Annotated in this window: 25 protein-coding genes; 12 read left to right on the top strand and 13 right to left on the bottom strand. The window is 58.1% G+C overall.

Going from position 1 to position 19,916, the window contains the following annotated elements; genetic code table 11:
* Window positions 1-240: 240 nt before the first annotated feature.
* Window positions 241-441, bottom strand: a complete 201-nt coding sequence (locus C450_RS23740; protein ID WP_440717439.1) for a DUF7535 family protein — start codon at window positions 439-441, stop codon at window positions 241-243.
* A 298-nt stretch (window positions 442-739) separates the two neighbouring features.
* Between C450_RS23740 and C450_RS18470 the strand changes: the two genes are divergently transcribed.
* The 6 genes from C450_RS18470 to C450_RS18495 all read left to right on the top strand — a co-directional run bounded on the left by C450_RS18470 (window position 740) and on the right by C450_RS18495 (window position 7,456).
* A complete protein-coding gene (locus tag C450_RS18470) occupies window positions 740-1,372 on the top strand; it encodes a TetR/AcrR family transcriptional regulator (RefSeq protein WP_005046147.1) in 633 nt (210 codons plus the stop codon).
* Entirely contained in the window at window positions 1,369-2,652 is a 1,284-nt protein-coding gene (locus C450_RS18475; RefSeq protein ID WP_005046148.1) for an MFS transporter, read from the top strand. Before C450_RS18470 ends, C450_RS18475 begins: the two co-directional genes overlap by 4 nt.
* Window positions 2,653-2,790: 138 nt before the next feature.
* Window positions 2,791-3,390 carry a TetR/AcrR family transcriptional regulator gene (locus C450_RS18480; RefSeq protein WP_152424535.1) on the top strand — a complete coding sequence of 200 codons (600 nt, stop codon included), beginning with the start codon at window positions 2,791-2,793 and terminating at the stop codon, window positions 3,388-3,390.
* Complete coding sequence (locus C450_RS18485; protein WP_005046153.1) at window positions 3,387-4,886, top strand: MATE family efflux transporter; 1,500 nt, start codon at window positions 3,387-3,389, stop codon at window positions 4,884-4,886. Before C450_RS18480 ends, C450_RS18485 begins: the two co-directional genes overlap by 4 nt.
* Before the next feature lie 434 nt (window positions 4,887-5,320).
* Complete coding sequence (gene nirK, locus C450_RS18490; protein ID WP_005046154.1) at window positions 5,321-6,421, top strand: copper-containing nitrite reductase; 1,101 nt, start codon at window positions 5,321-5,323, stop codon at window positions 6,419-6,421.
* Window positions 6,422-6,436: 15 nt separating this feature from the next.
* Window positions 6,437-7,456, top strand: coding sequence for a halocyanin domain-containing protein (locus C450_RS18495; RefSeq protein WP_005046156.1), 1,020 nt, complete (start codon window positions 6,437-6,439; stop codon window positions 7,454-7,456).
* 107 nt (window positions 7,457-7,563) lie between these two features.
* Here C450_RS18495 and C450_RS18500 read toward each other — a convergent pair whose 3' ends face one another.
* The 3 genes from C450_RS18500 to C450_RS18510 all read right to left on the bottom strand — a co-directional run bounded on the left by C450_RS18500 (window position 7,564) and on the right by C450_RS18510 (window position 11,036).
* On the bottom strand, window positions 7,564-9,879 hold the full coding sequence (locus C450_RS18500) for a nitric-oxide reductase large subunit (RefSeq protein WP_005046157.1): 2,316 nt from the start codon (window positions 9,877-9,879) through the stop codon (window positions 7,564-7,566).
* 138 nt (window positions 9,880-10,017) lie between these two features.
* Window positions 10,018-10,554 (bottom strand): IS630 family transposase, encoded by a 537-nt coding sequence (locus C450_RS18505; protein ID WP_152424536.1) that lies wholly within the window; start codon window positions 10,552-10,554, stop codon window positions 10,018-10,020.
* Window positions 10,518-11,036 carry a winged helix-turn-helix domain-containing protein gene (locus C450_RS18510; RefSeq protein WP_005046162.1) on the bottom strand — a complete coding sequence of 173 codons (519 nt, stop codon included), beginning with the start codon at window positions 11,034-11,036 and terminating at the stop codon, window positions 10,518-10,520. The genes C450_RS18505 and C450_RS18510 overlap by 37 nt, the downstream gene beginning before the upstream one ends.
* Before the next feature lie 141 nt (window positions 11,037-11,177).
* Between C450_RS18510 and C450_RS23045 the strand changes: the two genes are divergently transcribed.
* Complete coding sequence (locus C450_RS23045; protein ID WP_394324919.1) at window positions 11,178-11,627, top strand: halocyanin domain-containing protein; 450 nt, start codon at window positions 11,178-11,180, stop codon at window positions 11,625-11,627.
* Between the two features lie 22 nt (window positions 11,628-11,649).
* Here C450_RS23045 and C450_RS18520 read toward each other — a convergent pair whose 3' ends face one another.
* The 3 genes from C450_RS18520 to C450_RS18530 all read right to left on the bottom strand — a co-directional run bounded on the left by C450_RS18520 (window position 11,650) and on the right by C450_RS18530 (window position 13,099).
* Window positions 11,650-11,928 carry a DUF7521 family protein gene (locus C450_RS18520; protein ID WP_005046166.1) on the bottom strand — a complete coding sequence of 93 codons (279 nt, stop codon included), beginning with the start codon at window positions 11,926-11,928 and terminating at the stop codon, window positions 11,650-11,652.
* On the bottom strand, window positions 11,925-12,296 hold the full coding sequence (locus C450_RS18525) for a winged helix-turn-helix domain-containing protein (RefSeq protein WP_005046168.1): 372 nt from the start codon (window positions 12,294-12,296) through the stop codon (window positions 11,925-11,927). Before C450_RS18525 ends, C450_RS18520 begins: the two co-directional genes overlap by 4 nt.
* Before the next feature lie 149 nt (window positions 12,297-12,445).
* Window positions 12,446-13,099, bottom strand: a complete 654-nt coding sequence (locus tag C450_RS18530; protein WP_005046170.1) for a helix-turn-helix domain-containing protein — start codon at window positions 13,097-13,099, stop codon at window positions 12,446-12,448.
* Window positions 13,100-13,233: 134 nt separating this feature from the next.
* On the opposite strand from C450_RS18530, the gene C450_RS18535 reads away from it, so the two are divergent.
* Entirely contained in the window at window positions 13,234-13,470 is a 237-nt protein-coding gene (locus C450_RS18535) for a DUF2249 domain-containing protein (RefSeq protein ID WP_005046172.1), read from the top strand.
* 53 nt (window positions 13,471-13,523) lie between these two features.
* Window positions 13,524-13,757: a DUF2249 domain-containing protein gene (locus tag C450_RS18540; protein WP_005046173.1), complete on the top strand. Its 234-nt coding sequence runs from the start codon at window positions 13,524-13,526 to the stop codon at window positions 13,755-13,757.
* A 59-nt stretch (window positions 13,758-13,816) separates the two neighbouring features.
* On the opposite strand, the gene C450_RS18545 is transcribed toward C450_RS18540, so the two are convergent.
* Window positions 13,817-14,095 (bottom strand): DUF2249 domain-containing protein, encoded by a 279-nt coding sequence (locus C450_RS18545; RefSeq protein WP_005046175.1) that lies wholly within the window; start codon window positions 14,093-14,095, stop codon window positions 13,817-13,819.
* Window positions 14,096-14,256: 161 nt separating this feature from the next.
* On the opposite strand from C450_RS18545, the gene C450_RS18550 reads away from it, so the two are divergent.
* From C450_RS18550 to C450_RS18560, 3 genes are read left to right on the top strand one after another with little or no spacing between them, the layout of a single operon-like run.
* Window positions 14,257-14,559: a CGCGG family putative rSAM-modified RiPP protein gene (locus C450_RS18550; RefSeq protein ID WP_005046177.1), complete on the top strand. Its 303-nt coding sequence runs from the start codon at window positions 14,257-14,259 to the stop codon at window positions 14,557-14,559.
* A gap of 3 nt (window positions 14,560-14,562) precedes the next feature.
* Window positions 14,563-15,666, top strand: a complete 1,104-nt coding sequence (locus tag C450_RS18555; protein ID WP_005046178.1) for a TIGR04053 family radical SAM/SPASM domain-containing protein — start codon at window positions 14,563-14,565, stop codon at window positions 15,664-15,666.
* A gap of 14 nt (window positions 15,667-15,680) precedes the next feature.
* A complete protein-coding gene (locus C450_RS18560; protein ID WP_049910435.1) occupies window positions 15,681-16,022 on the top strand; it encodes a glutamyl-tRNA reductase in 342 nt (113 codons plus the stop codon).
* 54 nt (window positions 16,023-16,076) lie between these two features.
* Here C450_RS18560 and C450_RS18565 read toward each other — a convergent pair whose 3' ends face one another.
* The 5 genes from C450_RS18565 to C450_RS18575 form a co-directional block, all read right to left on the bottom strand.
* Complete coding sequence (locus C450_RS18565) at window positions 16,077-16,601, bottom strand: Rrf2 family transcriptional regulator (protein WP_005046184.1); 525 nt, start codon at window positions 16,599-16,601, stop codon at window positions 16,077-16,079.
* A 95-nt stretch (window positions 16,602-16,696) separates the two neighbouring features.
* Window positions 16,697-17,884: a TIGR04347 family pseudo-SAM/SPASM protein gene (locus tag C450_RS18570; RefSeq protein ID WP_005046186.1), complete on the bottom strand. Its 1,188-nt coding sequence runs from the start codon at window positions 17,882-17,884 to the stop codon at window positions 16,697-16,699.
* On the bottom strand, window positions 17,881-18,180 hold the full coding sequence (locus tag C450_RS21015) for an Htur_1727 family rSAM-partnered candidate RiPP (RefSeq protein ID WP_005046189.1): 300 nt from the start codon (window positions 18,178-18,180) through the stop codon (window positions 17,881-17,883). Before C450_RS21015 ends, C450_RS18570 begins: the two co-directional genes overlap by 4 nt.
* 377 nt (window positions 18,181-18,557) lie before the next feature.
* A complete protein-coding gene (locus tag C450_RS23555; protein WP_394324918.1) occupies window positions 18,558-18,911 on the bottom strand; it encodes a hypothetical protein in 354 nt (117 codons plus the stop codon).
* Window positions 18,802-19,257, bottom strand: a complete 456-nt coding sequence (locus C450_RS18575) for a MarR family transcriptional regulator (protein WP_206536866.1) — start codon at window positions 19,255-19,257, stop codon at window positions 18,802-18,804. Before C450_RS18575 ends, C450_RS23555 begins: the two co-directional genes overlap by 110 nt.
* Window positions 19,258-19,916 lie beyond the last annotated feature (659 nt).

The raw sequence follows: 19,916 nt of genomic DNA on the forward strand, positions 1-19,916 counted from the left end.
GAATTGATGGAAGAGATCGAGCATCTCTTCCTTCACTCGAACGGCTCAGACGGTTCAAAAGGGTGGTATCTCTGAACGTGCAAAGCTGAGTGTGGTAATAGTCTTGCTGACCACTACTGACCCTGTTCGGGAATTGATCGCGGCTCGTGATCGGATCGCCATCTGCTGATTCGGCGACTGAATGAAAAGAAGCGAGAAGATCCCACTACTCTGCTGAAAGTAGAACGTATGGCCGTTTGCCTAGCGGCCGAATATCTTCAGTAGCACCCATCCAACGACGAGTATCGGCAACAAGGGCAGGAAGAAAACAAGCAATCCAGTGGCAATCAATATTCCGACAATATTCATCTGGTTATTTGAATGCATCCCAGCAGTAGGTTGGACCGCCCGTAGCTTCCCTGACAATCCGCTTTGTTCGTCGTCACTGTCGCTTTGGCTCATGGCTAGCAATAGATAATATGTCGCTGATTGCGAAAGCTGTCACGGTTTCTGCGAGGCTGGACTACAGGGCACCGCGCTGATTTTTGGTGTTCCTCTTTCAATAAACCTCTACCAATTCTCCGCTCTATCCGTGAAATCGAGCAGTGTGAGTGCCGTGCTGAAAGACAAATGAGGTGTCTGACGATATTCTTAGTCGGTCGTTACTCGGTTCAACACTGCCGCCGAGGCAGACCGACGCTATCTCACACACCACCCACGGCTCCAAACCCTTTACCGCCGCGCTAACTAACCAGTTAGCATGAGCGACACTGCGCCCGCCGACCGCTCCGAGACCCAGGAGGCGATCATGGCTGCAACCTACCGGGCGCTATGTAAGCACGGCTACGCGAACCTGACGACTCAGGCCATCGCCGACGAGTTTGACAAGACCAAGGCGGTGTTACACTACCACTACGACACGAAAGACGACCTACTCGCCGCATTCCTGGAGTACCTGCTCGATCGATTCGCCGCCCACGCCGACGTCGATCACCACGAGGACCCCCGAAAGCGACTGCTCACGATCGTGGACCGTCTACTGTTCGGACGAGACGCCGACAACGAATCGAGCTACTGGGAGTTCCAGACCGCGATGCTGGCGGTCCGCGCCCAGGCACCCTACACGCCAGCCTACCGGGAGCAGTTCGCCGAAAACTACGGATTCGTCCACGAGACGGTCGCGGGGACCATCGCCGACGGAATCGATCAGGGCATCTTTCGAGACGCCGATCCCGAACGACTGGCAACGCTCGTACTATCGACAATCCAGGGCGCGCGCACTAACCGGATCGTACTCGATGACCCAGCCGTCACCAAAGAGACGCATGAGGCCCTCGTAACGTATTTCGACGCCGTACTGGTTCGTGACGGGGCGGACGGGCTCGTCGAATGAGCGAGGGCGAAACCAGCGACGATCCGGACCGTGGTACGGATCGCTCGACACGGTACGTCGCAGGGGCGCTCATTGCAGGTGTGTTCTTCGGTGGTATCGGTGGCGGGGTTGCCTTCCCGACGCTGCCCGCGCTCGGCGAAGTACTGGGTATCGCGCCGATCTTGGTCGGATTGATCCTCTCGGCCAACCGGATCGTCCGGCTCGTGATGAACACCCCCGCGGGCCAGATCCTTGATCGACTCGGCACCCGCCGACCGATGCTCGTGGGCTTTCTGCTCCAAGGGTGTGCGCCGTTTGGCTACGTGCTCGGCATCCATTCGGGACTTGTCCCAGTGCTCGACGCTGGCGGTGTGTTCTTGCTCTCACGGGCGGTGTGGGGCTTCGGCTCCGCGTTCGTGTTCGTGGGCGCGTTCAGCACCATCACACGGGTCACGACCACCGAAAACCGTGGCAAGTGGGTCGGCTACATGCGGGGCGGCCAGAGTCTCGGCTTCCCGACAGGACTGGTCGTGGGCGGCCTTATCACCGACACGTTCGGTTACACGCCGGCCTTCCTCGCCGCCGGCGCTGCGGGCCTGTTCGCCTTCCTCGTCGCGTTCGCCGTGCTACCGAACATCCAGCCCACCACCGGTTCTCGGAGCGGGCTGACCGACCTTCCGAGAATGATCCGGGCCGACGTTCGCATCTTCACGGTCGGCGCGGTCAACTTCACCGTACGGTTGCTGTTCGCGGGTGTCCTCCTCTCGACGGTGGTACTCTACGCCCAGCAGAACGGCATCGAAATCGCCTTCTTATCGGGAGTGGGCGCGAGCGGGATCGTGATGGCCCTTGGTGTGCTCTGTTCGAGCCTGACAACGGTAATCGTGGGTTCAATTTCGGATCGCCTCTCGAATCGTGCGCTCTTGACGCTGCCCGCGCTCGCGGTGTTCGGATGCGGATTCGCGCTGCTCGCGCTCGTGCCCACCTTGGCAAGCACACTTGCCGGCGTCGCGCTCATCGGCGTCGGCGTTGGAGGGTCGAACCCGCCGTTGCTCGCGTATCTGGGCGATATTAGTCCTGACAACGACACGGGCAAACTCGGTGGTGTCTACAACGTTTTCGGCGATCTCGGCTCCAGTGTCGGCCCGCTGGTTGCGCTGCCGCTCGCTGAGGTGGTGGGCTTCACCGTCGAGTACCTCGCCTGCGTCGGCCTGGTGGTCTTCGTCGGCGTACTCGTCGCCGCGACGTTGTTCGGTGAAAGCTCCACGGTCTCTTCTAGAGCCATCCCTGGTGACGACTGATTAGCAGTAGTCGGCTACGCCAATTCAGTAGTGATACTCCCGGCATCCCGATCTCAGCTGCGACGTTGAGTCGAAAGGCTTTAACTAACTAATCAGTTAACAGGCATACTGACTAACTAATCAGAATGTGTTATCACAATGAATGAGACGGAAACAGAAATCATGGAGGCGACATACCGTGCACTCTGCGAGCATGGCTACGCCTCGCTACGAATGCAGGACATCGCCGACGAAACCACCAAAACCAAGGCTGCACTGCACTACCACTACGACACTAAACACGAACTGCTGCTTGCGTTTCTGGAGTTCATCCACGAAGAGTTCGTCGAAAACCTCGAGACCATCGAAGGTGACGATCCGGTGACGCGGCTCCGGACCTACATTCACGAGCGCTTGACGCCCCACGACGAACAGCAACACCAGCGATTTCAGACCGCACTCCTCGAAATCAAAGCCCAAGCACCCTATGACGACGCATATCACGAGCGTCTCGCGGAGTTCGATCGGCGAAGCTACGCGTTCGTTCACGAGCTACTGATTGAGGGGATCGAGAACGGAACCGTCCGTTCGGATATCGACGCCGAGCGGGTCGGGGAGTTCTTCGTGACGACGATCAACGGGGCGGAAACACGTCACGTCGCTATCAATCACCCGATCGAGGAAACGCGGGATTTCCTGCTCGGGTATATCGATACGACACTTCTGGCCGAGGAGTCCCCGGAGGTCGCTGCTAGATGAGCCTGCGGAATGCACTGAGTGGGCTGTTCAAATCACGCGAGGAGTTCGATCTTACCTCGGGTGGGATCGGTCGGCCGTTGTTGTATCTCTCGCTGCCGATCGTGATCACGAACTTGTTCCAGACCGCTTATAATCTCGCGGACACGTTCTGGCTCGGCCAGTACAGCACGGACGCACTGGCGGCGATCAGCTTCGCGTTCCCGATGGTGTTTCTGCTGATCTCGCTCGCGCTCGGGCTCTCGGTCGCAGGTAGCGTCCTCGTCGCCCAACACGTCGGTGCGGGCGAGGAAGACCGCGCAGAGTACGCCGCCTCACAGACGGTCACGTTCTCGGTCATCGCCTCGTTGGTGCTCGGTGTGATCGGATACTTCGCTGTCGATTGGCTCATCCAGTTGCTGGGCGCGAGCGAAGCGATCGCGCCGCTCGCAGCGGGCTACATGCGCGTGTTCTCGATCGGACTGGTGTTCGTCTTCGGCTTTGCGATGTTCATCGCGTTGATGCGTGGCTACGGCGATACGATCACGCCGATGCTCGTGATGTTCGGGTCGGTCGTGATCAACATCGTGCTCGATCCGCTGTTGATCTTCGGCTTCGAGTCGAACCCGCTATTCGGCTATCTCGGACTTCGCGGCCTCGAATCCTCGCTGTACGCAGCGACCGGTTTCGCGGGCAGCGGGATCGAGGGTGCGGCAATCGCCACGATCGCCTCGCGAGCACTCGCGTTCGTGGTCGCGCTCTGGATCATGTTCCGGGGTGAGCGTGGCGTGCAGATCAATCTCCGACAGATGGTGCCGGACCTGAGCTACGCCCGACGGATGCTCTCGATCGGGTTACCAGCCTCCGTCGAAGGGACGGTTCGTTCGATCTCGATCAACCTGCTGTTGGTCGTGATCGCTACGTTCCCCACCACGGTCGTCGCCGCCTACGGGATCGGGACCCGGATCTTCTCGGTCGTGTTCCTCCCGGCGATCGCGTTCTCACAGGGCGTCGAGACGATGACCGGCCAAAATATCGGAGCGGACGAGGTCGATCGGGCTGGACGGACCAACCACTTCGGTGCGGTGGTGTTGTTCGTCGTGCTGTCGGTCATCGGCGCGATAGTCTGGCTCGGCGCGGCACCGATCGTATCGGTGTTCACCACCGATCCCGCGGTCGTCGATGTCGGTGCAACGTTCCTCCGGTATTCCGCACCGACGTTCGGGTTCATCGGGATCATGCGCGCATACACCGGCGGGTTCCGTGGAGCCGGCATGACGATGATCGCGGCCGTCATCGCCGTTGGCACACTCGGGCTGGTTCGCCTGCCGATCGCGTGGCTCGGGGCAGGCGTTCTCGGTGTGACTGGCCTCTGGCTGGCGTTCCCGATTTCGAACGTTGTCGGTGGACTGATCTCGTATTTCTGGTTCCGCCGGGGAAGTTGGAGGAATACCGATCTCACGTCTCAGTCTGACAGCATCGATGCCAATGCAAACGCGGAACCCGCGATGGACGACTAACGAACGCGACGTTCTACCGACGTTACTCGTCCTTAGCTCTCTAATCTCGAGTACACCCACATCAGCTACCTTCACCCTGAAATCCAGAGGTTCGGCGTTTGGATTTCTACAAACCGCCACATAGGTGATAATTCCTCGCTCAGCGCGAACGGCCATCCCGGTAGAGTGCTCGCTCTGCCCTTGCAAGCATCGTTGTAGGCAGAGTGGTCATCCATTTTGGACGCGATAAGATGGGGTACCTCGTTTTGTTTCAAGCCACCTTCACCCCTTCTCCGAACCATTCACTCTACCGTCGATGTCTCGTCGGCATCCTGTTTCTATCGTCTCTTAAACCCGAACAGGAACATATATGGGGGCGTTTCAGCCGCGTGAGAATCGCCTTCCCGGTTGATGGTGACAGAAGCAGAAGTAGCACCTGTAAGGAGGAACCAACCATGTTCCCGATCTCACGACGACGGCTGATGGGAGCGCTCGGCATCGGGGGTGCGGCCTCCGTCGCCGGCTGTACGACTGGCCTCGAAACCGAAGCGGTCGGCCAGCCCTCGACGACGCTCCAACGGGCTCAGAAGAAAGCTGCGGACCGAGTAGCAGCTGATCCCACTGACGTTCCCGACCCAATCGACCGGAACGAATCGAAACACCACGACATCACGCTGGAAGCCAAGGAGGTTACCGCCGAAATCGAAGAGGGCGTGACGTTCAACTTCATGACTTTCGATGGGCAGGTTCCAGGGCCGATGATCCGCCTTCGGCAAGGCGACACCGTGTCGTTCACGATGGAGAACGTCCCCGAGAACAAGCGCCAGCACAACGTCGATATGCACTCCATCTACGGTACCGGGGGCGGGAGCGTCGCCACGACTGCTGGCCCAGGGAAAGCCAACAGCATGCGATTCGAGGCCACGTATCCGGGTGCATACATCTACCACTGCGCGGTCCCGAACATGGACCAGCATATCTCGACGGGCATGTTCGGCATGGTGCTCGTCGAGCCCAAAGAGGGGCTACCCCCGGTCGATCGCGAGTTCTACCTCGGCCAACACGAACTCTACACGAACAAGCCGGTCGGCGAGCAGGGCCACCACAGCTTCGACGCGGACGCGATGGCGAAGGAAGCACCGACGTACGTGCTATTCAATGGTGAGAAGTACCCATTCACGCCCGATCGATACGGCACGATGAAAGCCGAAACCGGTGAGACTGCGCGGGTGTTCCTGGTGACGGGTGGCCCGAACGTCTCCTCGAACTTCCATCCGATCGGTAACGTCTGGACGCGGGCGTGGCGCGACGGTGCGCTCGCCGGCCACCCCGAGAAGTACGTCCAGACGATGAAAGTGCCACCCGGAAGCTGCATGGTCGGCGAGATGGACTTGCCAGTTCCCTCGCGTATCAAGCTCGTCGATCACGCGCTCACGCGGGTGACGCGGCGAGGACTCCTCGCCGAGATCGACGTGACCGGGCCCGAGCGCCCGGAAGTCTTCGATCCTGCGCCGAACAAAGCCAAGGGGAAGGACGAGGAGGGGCCGCAGTACTGATCTCTGGAGAGAACGATGACAACTACTACAACTACGAGTCGGCGGACGTTTCTCGGCGCGCTCGCTGGGACGGCCATCGGTGTCGGGGCGCTCGCCGAACCAGCTGCTGCACAGGAGGGTGGCCTCGGGTCTTGGTTCGAGAACGTCTCGAACGCGAACGAGATCGTCGATCGTCGCGGGCAGTCGACAGTCGAAATCACCGTCGGTGCGAAAGGGAACGGCGGTAATTTCGGGTTCGGTCCCGCTGCGTTGCGGGTTGACGCCGGAGCGACTGTCGTCTGGAAGTGGAACGGAAAGGGCGGGAGTCACAACGTCGTGGCACAGGAGGGCGGCTTCGAGAGCGAGATGCAGAGCAGTCAGGGAGCCACGTTCGAACACATGTTCGATAGTTCTGGGGTGTACCGGTACTACTGTGCGCCGCACAAGGCGATGGGGATGAAAGGAGCTGTCGTCGTCGGTGACGCAACCGCGTCACTTAGCGGCGGTGCTGGAGCTGACAGCGACGGCGGCGCAGCCAATGCCTCCGCAACCGGAGCCAGCGATTCGTCCCGATCATTCGATGGCTGGCTCTCGAACACGGGCAACTACGGGGGAGTGATCGATCGGACTGGAAACGATGTAGTGACAGTGAAACTCGGTGCAGAGGGCAACGGTGGTCCGTATGCGTTCGACCCACCCGCGATTCACGTCGATCCCGGGACGACCGTCATCTGGGAGTGGGTAACGGATACTGGCCCGCACGATGTTGTCGACACGAACGGGCGATACCAGAGTGAGAAGGTAGCAAAGGCGGGTCATCAGTTCGCGACGAAGTTCGGTGGCGATGGCCTCAGTAAATACGAGTGCGTTTCACATAGTGACCGTGGCATGCGCGGTGCCGTCGTCGTCGGACGAGGCGTCGTACCCGGACTCGGACCGAAGGGGCTCGTGGTAGCGGGTGGTGGTGCTACCGTTCTCGGCGGGATCCTTCACCGTGGCATCAAGCTTCACAACGAAACGGCAACCGGGCCGTGGAGCGGTGAGGAACCGGCCTGATCAATTCGGATTTGTTTCGACTATCAGCACTCACCCTCTCGAACGGACGTTTAGCAGTCGACTTCTGACGTTCGATCCTCTCGCGATGCCAACGAATGAGACGGTGCTCAGTCGTCGTCGGGGCTCCGTCCGCTGTCTGCCTCCTCACCGAGCACGCGCCGTGAGATGATCGTCCCGCCAGACGTGGTTGCCGTCTCTTCGCGGCGAACGAATCGTTTTCTCACCACATCGTAACCGAATACCGCGGCACCGAGGATGATGAGGATATCACCGGGAAGCCGCGCCCAGAACAGGTCCTGGACGAGACCGCGGTTGTAGAACGCGAGCGAGCGGCCGGCGTCGTACCCCTGCGTGAAAACGGTCTCCAGCTGAAGAAAGCCGATCGGGATGTCGCCGACAAATACCATCCACGCGAGACCGGCATTCAGCAACCAGAACGCGCGTTTCAGATTCGTCGGGTCCCACGCGCCGGGTTTGGTGGTAAAGCGCAGCAGATACGTCGCCATCCCGAGCGCGAGGAAGCCAAAAGCCCCGAACATCGAGGCGTGGGCGTGGCCCACCGTCAGGAACGTCCCGTGTTCGTAGTAGTTGATTATCGGGAGGTTGATGAAGAAGCCGAGCGCACCCGCACCGACGAAGTTCCATATCCCCGACGCGATGATGAACATGAACGGCAGTTTGTACGGGAACCGCTCGCCGGCGCTCATGTACGCGCGATACTGGTTGATAGCTTCGAAAAGGATGAACACCAGTGGAATGAACTCCAGCGTCGAGAAGAGGCTCCCGATGGGGACCCAGTATTCGGGCAGCCCGATCCACCAGTAGTGGTGCGAGACGCCGATGACGCCCGCTCCCATCACCAGCAGTGCTTCGAGGATGACGGCTTTCTCCGCGCTCCGGCGTGAGAGAAGGTTCATCGCGACAAGGGCGATGCCCGTGACGGCGACGACGAAGAATTCGAAGGCCCCCTCAACCCACATGTGGACGACCCACCACCGCCAGAACTCCGTCACGACGATGCTCGTCTTCGGCGTGTACAGCATACTCGCGGTGAACAACAGCCCAATCGACCCGCCGGCGTAGATGATCATGTGGGCGAGTCCGTAGCGACTCTCCCGGTCGAGAAGCGGTTTAAATCCACGGGCGACGAGGGCGGTCCAGAGCGCAAAGCCCACGAGGAGACCAACCTGCCAGACCCGACCGACTTCGAGATATTCGAGTCCCTCGTTGCCGAGGAGCCACCAGAGCGAGCCGTCGATGTAGCCCTGTGCGCCGAGCCAGATGCCGACCAATCCCCCAACAACCACGACAAACAGCGCGCCCAGCAGGACGTGGATGAGCGTCTTCTGGTTATCGGGCTCGTAGCCGGTGAGCAGCGGCGGGAGGAACAGTCCGATACCGAGCCAGAGCGTCGCGATCCACAGCACCGCGAGATCGATGTGCCACGCCTTTGTGATGGCGAACGGGAGCGTCGCCATCGCGTCGATGCCGAGCGCTTGCGCGATGCCGTAGAATCCCTCGCGTTCGATGTAGTAATGGGCCATCAGCCCGCCCAGCAGCGTTTGGACGAGAAACAGGGCGGCCGCGACCGGGACGAACCGGACGGCGGCGAACTGACTTGGCGAGAGCGTGACCTCCTCGGGGTCGGGAATATCGATACCCTCGCTTTCCGGTTCGGAGAGTTGGATGGACTTGTAGAGCCAGATGCCCGCCCCGCCGCCGAGGACGAGTATCACCATCGCAAATACGCTCCAGAGCATCGCCGAGGCGGGGGCATCGTTACCCGCACCGGCGTTGAACGGCCACTCGTTGGTGTAGGAATTCTCGGAACCGGGACGCTCGCTCGCGGAGAACAGCGACGTCCAGAGGGCGAAATCCGCGAATCGGCGTGCATCCTCCGGCGACGAGACGAACCCCGACGGAATACCGTGTTCGGGCGCACCGCCGTAATAACGCTCGACGTATGCCTCGCGGACTTGTTGGTAGGCGTATGCCTCAGCCGCACCGAGTTCGATGGTGTCGTCGATGGTGTTGTCGCTGAGTTGCCGCTCGACGACCGTCTTCACGCCCGCTTTCTGTGCCTCATCGAGATTCGCGTAGGGAGTCCCGTAGCGCTCGCGGGCGACATACTCGCGCATGTTTGTCACGAGTCGGTCGAGCGCATCAGCGGTGTAGTCGGCTCCAAAGTACGCGCCGTTGCCCAGTATCGACCCGTGATTCATGAGACCGTTCTGCTGGAAGACGGCCTTGCCGCTCACGATCTGTTCGTTTGTCGTGAGCGTGTCACTGTTCGGACCGACGATCCGCTCGGGGCGGTCGGGTGACTGTTGGTAGGTGAGATACGCCCCTGCACCCATGACGATCAGGTTGAAGACGAAGGCCACTACGAGGAGCTTTGCCAGCGTCTTTCGAGTGACTTCCATAGTTCACTGAGAGTTCGCTGACTACCTCATTATATGTCGTGGCCGATTCTCAGCCATTGAAACCTGACGAATATATTCGGCAATTCCCAGTAACTCGGAATCGAGAACGGTTCCTTGTAGCTTCCACTGATATAGGGATTAGCAGAGATACTCATAGATTTGCGGTGAGTTGAGTGTTGGCAGAGCTGTTGAGAGGAACTCGTTGACCTCATCGAGTGTCAGAAACAGTCGGTTGGCTCGACCGTCTCTGAGCTGACGCCAACAGTTTTCGAGCGGGTTCAGTTCCGGCGAATGCGACGGCAGGAACTCCAGAAGCAGGCCGTCGGCGGCGGCCTGCTTCTTCAACGTCTTCGCGATGAAGTAGCTCGCGTTGTCCAGGACGATCGCGAGCTTCTCGCCAAACTCGTGCTGGACCGCTCGGAGAAAGTGTTTGGCGACCTCGGCGTTGAACTGATTCGGTGTGAGAGCGATGAATCGCTCGCCATCGTCGGTGACTGCTCCCAACATATTCATCTTGTCACGAACGCCCGAGACCGGCAGTCTCGGGCGTGAGTTCACCGGGAACCAATCGGGTTTTTGGTTAGTGGCGACCGCCTCGGAGTGCTGGTCGATCGCGACGATCCGGTAGCCCTCAGCCTTCAGCGTCGGCCACTTTTTTTGAACTCCGCACGCCAGCGTCGTTGTACTTCTGGATCAGCCTCGTAATGGACCGGCCGGGCTGTCTGAACTGACAGCCCGGCCTTTCCCATCATGCGATACATATGCGCGGTAGAGTACTCAACGTCGTAGTTCTCGGCGATGTATTTGCGGACGAGCGGCGGTCTCCAGGCTGGTGCGTCGACTCCTGCTTCCAACGGTGACGCCCGAAGCGTCACCGTCAGTTCGTCCCACTGCTCGTCGGTAAGTCGGGAAGAACTGCCGCCACGAGGGCGGTCGCCGAGCGCGACTCCTTCGCGCTCGGCGACGATGTCGAGCCAATCGTAGACGGTCTGTTCGTGCCAGCCGTACTTGTGCTGGATCTTGGCGGGTGAGAGGCCGGATTTGTATTCGAGAGCTGCAACCAAGCGTTTGATTGCTTTCGGGTCCCGTTCCGTGCGCAGTTGCTCACGCAACTGCTTCTCGTTGACACCGACCAGTTTCTTTCCCCGCTTCGTCATAACCGCCTATACGCGCCCTGAGACTATGAATTAGAGCACTGATCCCTATAGCACTACCGGAGAGTCCCAATGTCGCACCTGTCCAGTGTTAGCCGGCGGACGTTTCTGAGAGCAACGCCAACGATCATCGTTGGAGGAACAGTGTTGGCTGGTTGTACTGGCAATTCATCCGAAACAGGTGAGGAGGGTCCTGCTGATACGGCAAACTCACCTTCGTCTGGAACTGAAGCGAACAGTAGTGGCACAAGTACGTTCGATGCCTGGCTCAGCGATACTGGAAACTACAGCAGCGTCGCGGACAAGACCGGGGCGAGTGAGGTCACCGTTTCGGTGGGTGCACAGGGGAACAATGGCGCGTATGCCTTCGCTCCACCGGCGATCGAAATCAGTACAGGAACGACGGTACTCTGGAAATGGACCGGGAAGGGTGGGAATCACGACGTGGTGGCACAGAACAGTAGCTTCGAGAGTGAACTGCAGAGCACGGAGGGAGCCACATTCGAACACACCTTCGATGACACGGGCACCTACAAGTACTACTGCACGCCGCACAGAGCGATGGGAATGAAAGGCGGCATCGTGGTGAAGTGAGCTTGCGACAACGATTTCGACCTCAGTCGACGTAGAGAGAGTACAGGATAATAGCAAATCCTCCCGTGGTGAACGCACTCTCGACGAGGAGTGCATGGCTCTGATCGACCGGCACGATTTGGTCAACAATACCGGCCACGAACGCACCGAGCGTTATTACCGCGAACCCGAGCGTGAGTGCACGAAGAGCGGGCGATCCGGTTCTCCGATATGCCTTGTACGAAAAGTACGTTATCAGCCCGCCGAGCGAGAGGCTCAGCACCTTGAGGACGGTCACTGCAGTCGCAACGAGTGCTGTCATTTCTTTCTCACCTCCGCCCAAAGTTCGGAGAGCTGTTGATCCGGCGTGCGTTCGGGATGCTCGATCGCAACCTCCAACGAACGATCCTCGTCGAGGGCGACGTTTACTTCCTCGAAATCCAGTACGTATCGTGCTGTATGTCGACCACTAACTCTGACTTCTGTTTGCTCTTCGATCAATGAAGCCTCGACGAGAAGCTCGAGCTTTCGGTAGGTGGTCGAGAGCGGAATGTCACACCTGTTCGAGACCTCTTTTGCAGTCATCGGTTTCTCCATGTGTTTGATGATAGTTCGGCATTCGGGATCATCGAGGGCATCGAGCACGTCTTGAAGCTGCGGATGGTCAGCAGCGAACGGATCACGTACCATTCCTTGATCCTGGGTGGAAGCCGCGTCGTGCTCGATTGTGTGATCGGTCATGTAGGGCTTGAATGTGGTCATTCTCTCCACAGTGCCGCAAGTGTACTCTCACGCCGACCGTTGGCCACCGCTATTGACGATAGCCCGGCCACGACATTTCATGTTCGTTCCGTCGACGTTGCTTCGGAAAGGTCCTCGACGAATCGTTTCATGATCTTCTCTTCGGCCCGGTGGAGGGTTTCACTACACGTTGATTTCGCCACATCGGATTCGGCGGCGAGGTCGGTCAGCGAGCAACGTCGCGGCGTATCGTAGTACCCCTGCTCGATGGCTGTCCGAACGAGTTCGAGTTGGCTGTCGGTGAGGAGTTGCGTTGGTTCGATATGCTGGTGGATTTCATTGACCGTGAACGGGATCCCGAACTGTTCGAACTGATTGCCGAGCTCGGAGAGACGCCGCTGCGGTGCGGTAATCTCCCAGTTGGCCTCTCCCTCTTCGATGGTGAACGGCATTTCGAGCGGGACGCCCGAGTCTTGGACTGGGAACAGCAACAGCGGCATCGTCGTCTCGAACTGAATCAGCGCCTCATCACCATGTTGGCGGAGGATGTCGAGCTCGACGATCGAGTCACTCGCATTGATCTCAGAGAGGATCGAAGAGAGATTCTGGCTCGTGACTTCGGCGAGACCAACGCCAGCGTCATCGTCCGCGAGGGCCGCAAGGATGCGGAACGTTGCTTCCGGGTGTGCGCGTGAGACCTCTCCGATCCAGACGCTCTCAGGGATCGTGAGCGTGAGGTTGGCTCGTGGCATCGGTGTTCGTACGAATATATTCGGCCTGATTCCCAATCAGTGTTCCCGAACATGTTCGGTCACGAGATGAGGGACTCTAGGAGACGAACATCATCGGCGGAACGGCCATTTGTGTCGCTCATGAAGGACCATGCATGAGTATCGAACCGACCATCGACGGAAATCAAGAGCTCGACGTCCGAACGATTGACGGCGAACCGTTTACTGACATCATGGCAGCACTCAAAGAGCTCGATGAGGAAGAGACGCTCGTTCTCATCAATAGCTTCGAGCCTGAACCGCTCTACACCGTTCTCGAACAACGTGGCTTCGTCTACGAGACGACACATACTGGAGACGACGAGTGGCGCGTGTCGATCACCCACGACTGACCGAACATCTTCGGGGAAACCCCTTGGGTTCCCGAGAGAGTACAAACAGGTAGATGTCAGAACAGACGCTTGATCTCCGCGATATCCCGGCACCGGAGCGCCATCCGAAAATCCACGACGCGTTCGCGGACCTAGATAGTGGCGAAACACTGACGTTGATCAATGATCACGACCCGAAACCGCTGTTCTACGAGATGCAGGCTGAAGTCCCTGAATTCGACGCGGAAGGGTACGAGGTCGAAGAACGCGGTGAGAACGAGTTCGTTGCCACCCTTCCAAAGAAGTGATCGGCTTGCCGGACCAGTCTGTTTTCGTGTCTCCAACGAGATTTGAGATTTGAGCAGTCTCAATCGCGCTGCGGATCCGGGTTCCAGATGACAGTAACGACACCGAGTTCCGTCTCGATCGTTTCGTACTCGTATCCACGATCGGTGAGTTTCGGATACAGGTGTTGTGGAGCACGGTCGTTCAATTGCACCAACACGGTTTCATCATCCAGCTCAACGAGGCGTTCGAGGGTGTTCTGGAGCGGTTGTGGCGGCGGGAGCTCGCGGGCGTCCATGGTCTCTCGCGCTCGGTCTGATGGCGCTTCAGTGTCCATCACGTACTCTTCGACAGCGGGCATGGTTTCACTGATGGGCCACACTCTCACGAATACTTCCCCGAAGATGTTCAGAGTCCACTCGTCAGTATCGAATCGTCAAAGAGAATCTGATTCCATTCTGCTCCACCATCCCCGAACACGTTCGGGGGTTTGCTTTCCAGCCCACGAGCCGAAGACCGAATATGGCGAGCGTCTCCCACAACGATGCCGAACCGATTACCGATCGTATGCATGACAATTCGTGGTCGGCGAACCTCGAAAAACCTCGTCACGAAGATGATAGAGCGCTGGTTATCAAGCAGGCTACCGACGCGATCGATCACACGAAATCAGGCAACCACGTGAATCTCGTCACGCACGGGAATCACGGCCATCCACGAGAGTACCTCTTCGAAGCGCTCGCCGACGAGTACGGCGGCGATATCGAGTGGAGCTACATCGAACAGTGTGGCTGCGGTGGCCACGTCACCCGCGTCCACGTCTAATCGATGCCGAGGAATCCACGGGAGATCGATACCACCCAACGACCGTTCGTTCTCATCTGGGAGGTAACGCAGGCGTGTGACCTCGCCTGCAAACACTGTCGAGCAGACGCACACCCGCAGCGACATCCGGACGAACTCACGACAGCAGAGGGCAAGCAGCTGCTGGATGATGTACGCACCTTCGGCGACGGACAACTCGTCGTGTTGTCCGGGGGTGATCCGCTCGCCCGCGATGACACCATCGAACTCGTCGACTACGGAACGGACAACGGGCTTCGGATGACGCTCACGCCGAGTGGAACGACGTCGCTCACCGCCGATCGGATCCAGACGTTGGCCGATGCCGGCCTTCGCCGCATGGCACTGAGTATCGATGGCGGGTCGGCCACGACACACGACGAGTTCCGTCAGGAACGGGGCAGTTTCGACCAAACCCTGCAAGCAGCATGTGATGCCCGAACTGCCGGACTACCGATACAGATCAACACGACCGTTTGCGCAGAGACTGTCGACGAACTTCCTGCTATTAGAGATCTCGTTGCGGATCTCGGTGCTGTGCTCTGGTCGGTGTTTTTCCTCGTCCCGATCGGCCGCGGGCGAGTCCTCGATCCGATTTCACCCGACCGTGCAGAACGAGTCTTGGAATGGCTGTGTACCGTCAGCGATGAGGCATCGTTCGGGATCAAGACGACCGAGGCACCTCACTATCGACGTGTTGCGATCGAACGGGGCCGTGCCGACCACGCTACCCGTAAGCCAGCGGAGGACGGCATCGGCCGGCGGCTCGGAATCACCGCCGGGAACGGGTTCGCGTTCATCAACCATACTGGCGGAGTGTATCCCTCGGGTTTCCTGCCCGAAACAGCCGGGAACGTCAAACACGAGAGTATCGTCGACGTGTACCGAGAATCGGAGCTATTCCAAACGCTTCGAGACTCGGACGCCTTCCACGGCAAGTGCGGCGCGTGTGAGTACCAGCACGTTTGCGGCGGGAGCCGTTCGCGGGCGTACGCATACACTGATGACCCACTGGCAAGTGATCCGCTCTGTGCGTACACGCCGGATGAATACGATGGAGCGCTTCCCGAACAGCGATTCACCGCCTGAGAGACTACTCATCGATGACCCAAAGTACCGAGAACAGTGTTCACAGCCGTCGGAATCACACATCAGGACGACCAGTGGATCCAGGTCCTTCACGAGAGCGAGCTATCGAGCACATTCACGCTCACGCAGAACGGATCAAGCAGCGGGAACTCGAGACAGCTTTCACGAAGCTGGGAAATCAGGGAGACCTCACTGAAATGCAGCGCGAGATCATCGCCGACATGGCGGACACGCTCATTACTGAGTTAGTGGCTCCGCCGACGCAATCACTTCGAAACGCTCGGTCCGAGGACCGATCTGACGTTCAGACAGCGCTGGAGTTATTTGACCCGGATTCACTATCAAATGGAGAATGACAGTGACAGCTTCCCAGGCGTGAATGCTGAGGGTTCTCGACTACAATTGAGATATCAGTTGTCGACAGGTGCATCCATGCTCTCGGTGTCAAGCACCAGGATGTTGTCAGTATCGACGATACCATCGATCCGTCCAGTAATGGCGAGACGCGATTTCGGGGTCGGTCCTACGGTAACAGTATCACCGTCTTGAAAGTCCTCCGTCGACCCTTGAATGTGAATCTCCGCGCGACACTTCTCAGGGTGATGCACGCTGAGGAAATCGATTTCCTGGACGTTCACGGCCTCAATACGCTCGTCATTGAGGGTCAGCGGGACGGATGCGGGTTCGTCCATCTCCTGGATGTCGAGCGCGTTGTAGGCGTTCGCGGTCGGTTTATATCCTCCTTTGGGGCCCGAAACGCCCTTGACGAGCTGAAGTGCTTTGAGGCTCTGCATCTGATTGCGAATCGTGCCGGGCTTGCGATCGATCATCTCCGCGACAGATTCACCTTTGATCGCGGTTTCACTCTCGCGGTAGAGATCGACCAGTGTCTGGAGGACCTTCTTCTGGCTGTCTGTTAGTTCGATTGATGACATATTCTCATACTAGGAGGGCTATACATTTCAAACCCAGTGGGTGAGCACCTGATGGCCCATTTTTTGAGATACTACAAGATAGACGGTGAACGGAACTATACATTCGAGGCGATTTCACCGTCTGTGAGATAACACTGCGGATCAGGCGCGAACGGGTCGTCGTGAATGGCGAGCGCTCGGAGGCGTGACGCCCCGCGACAGATGTTCTGATACTGGCATCGGGCACATTGACCTGATAACCGCTGCTCTCGGTTACGTAACGCCTTCAACAGGGGATTCGATTCGTCTTCCCAAATAGCACTGAATGGGCGATCACGAACGTTCCCGAGACTGTAGTTCTGCCAGAACTGTGTGAGATGGACGTTGCCCTGGTAGTCGATGTCGGCGACACGCTCGCCAGTTGGATCGCCCCCATTCCGGCGGAGGTAGTCGTGTATCCGTTCTGCTTTGGCCTCACTCAGATACTGGCGTGCGTATTCCACGAGATAGGCAGCATCGGAGTAGTTACCGACGAGCAGTGTCTCAATCTCTTCGTCTTGGTCGTGGTACTCCCGTGTGAGGTCACAGAGTCGCTTCACCGCAGCCCGTTTCTCTTCCGGAGGAAGATCAAGGTCGACGATGTCCGCACCACGGCCACCGTAATCGAGGTGATAGAAACAGAATCGATTGACACCTTCGTCGTGGAGGAAATCAACGACACCAGAGAGATCAGCTGCGTTCTGCTTGGTGATCGTGTACCGGAGTCCAGTCTTGAGTCCGGCGTCGAGACATGCTCTAATCCCGCGAACAGCAGCATCGAATGCACCGTCCTGTCCACGGAACCCATCGTTTCGTTCGGGGAGTCCATCAACCGAGATTCCAGCATACTCGAGCCCCGCCTCACGCAGGTTCCGAGCGATGTCGGGAGTGATGAGCGTGCCGTTCGTCGAGAGCACAGGACGGATTCCTCTCGAATCGGCGTACCTGATCAGTTCGTTCAGATCATCGCGGACGAGGGGTTCTCCACCGGAAAACAATACTACTGGAACCGCATACTCGGCGAGATCATCCAGTAATCGTTTGCCTTCCTCGGTGGTGAGTTCGCCCTGAGCGGTTTCAGTATCGGCGGCCGCATAGCAGTGTGAGCAATAGAGATTACACTGCTTGGTGAGGTTCCAGACGATGACCGGGCGATGCTGCTTGTTCTCGGTAATTTGTGGTTTCGAGGATTCACTGGCAGCATCGTATCGAAGCCCATCGCCCTCTGCGTCGAGATCACAGAGGAGTTTGCTGATCGAGATCACGCTTCGTGGCTTCGCTCTTCGCTATCTATATCGAGGTTGACTGAGTCGGCTTGTTCATCGAGCGTATGAGTGGAGTACCGCCGAACGTCGGATGCTGGACACAGCCAAATGTCGGTCGCATACCAGCCAAACAGCTTAGTCGCCTCTGTATGAGCAACATCGGCTGTTGGAGCGGAAACACTGCCTGCATGCTGTAATGGGTTGCCTCTATCGTCTCGGATGAAAATTTCCCACTCCTGTTCGACCGCATCGCGTGGCTGATCACCGACACGGTACCGTTTCGATTTCTCAACCATAGTTGTGAATGCGGACCACGTCGCAAACATCCTTCTCCCGATGATGTTCGGACGTGATCCAGTAGTAGCCCATCAATTCAATTCGGAGGTCCCGATCGATAATGTTCCAGTAACGAGCAGGGAGGCACTAATTAACGCAAGTGCTAATCCAATCAGAGAATTCCCCATTCTCGTCGTCGACAGAGAAAGTGTAAATAACAATACTGCGCCAACCGCAAGTGCTACTACGCCACCGATAATTTGCTGTCGTTCGGACCAGTTCATCCCGACCCATGGACGAGCCATAGCCAGCAGTAATGTCTTAAGAGACTAATCAATCATCCCGAACATAATCGCCTATCGACGCATGTGGGGTGTGAGAATGCTTTCTGGGGTGTTCAAGCTGTGTTGAGATACGTCTCACACTCCGAGATCATCTGCTCGGTGAACGACTCCGTGAGTTCACCTTGTGGATTCACAACCGCATCAGATTTGATAGTTGCAACCACCCACGGAGAGCAGTAGGATGTCTTGTCCGGGTCCCGACCCGCGACCCAATCATTGCCAACCTCAATATTCCGAGGGAGGTCACTCGTGGTGAGTGCTGCACACATGTATTCTTCCCCGGGATAGGGGAGTGAATCAGCAGCGAGAATCAGCCATAGTCGTGGATTCGATCCCTGACGGAACGGATCGGGAGCCCAGAAAACGTCGCCTTTCTGGAAGCCGGTACTGCTCCTCACGCTGCTCACGCGGATCGACCGCGTGCTCCTGCCACTCGTCATATGCGAACGACTCATCCTCGTGGCTGGTGGCAACGGTATCACCATGCGTGACGGCAGCATCAAGACTCTGTACATGATCACTGATGCGCCAGTACTTCCCTTTGTGCTCGAGACGGCCCCGATCGCGGAGACGGACAAGCGTCGGGCCAACCGATCCAGAGGTGACACTCGTTGACTCGGCAATCTCACCCTGAGTGAATGCTTTATCAGCGTACTCGCTGAGGAATGAGAGGATTTCATGTGCGTTTGTCCCTGGGCTCGGTCCGTTATCCTCATCGTGGATGTTCTCGAAGTGATCTGCGCTGATCGGCATATCGTACTGTTTGTACTGATTTGTATTGGATGTATTGTTTGCTCGTAGGATGGATAGACTACCAGGTGAATCCGAAAACTCGCCGCTGAAAGCGCAGTATACGGATGCATGAGTTTAAATTCCCTTCAGTGGGGCCGATGGCGACCTGTATCTGGTAATCCTGCCCTTACAGAGACGCTGTAGTGTCCGCCAAAGATTTCGTCGGCGCTATCTGCCCGACGATCAACCAGGTGAGATGAAACTTGCTCAGGATGACGCCACCCGAATCTGTCAGCGTGTTGNAAGATTTCGTCGGCGCTATCTGCCCGACGATCAACCAGGTGAGATGAAACTTGCTCAGGATGACGCCACCCGAATCTGTCAGCGTGTTGTTGACCACGGCATGGATACTGGGTTGGTTGCTGAGCAATTCGAGATCACTCAGCGGCGAGTCCAGCAACTCGCCAAAGCGTACCGTGAGAGCGGTGAGATCCCACAGCTGGAAACACCCAGACGCAGACCCTACGCAGAGTATCCTGACGACCTCGAAGAACGGGTACTCGACCTCCGCCAGCGCCTCCGCGCTGGCGCAGTCGTCATCGCCCATGTACTCCGCGTCAGAGACGGCCTCTCAATCGCCAATAACCGCGTCCATGAAATTCTTCAGGAGCACGACCACG

Origin of the sequence: Halococcus salifodinae DSM 8989 (assembly GCF_000336935.1) — an archaeon.
Classification (GTDB): Archaea; Halobacteriota; Halobacteria; order Halobacteriales; family Halococcaceae; genus Halococcus; species Halococcus salifodinae.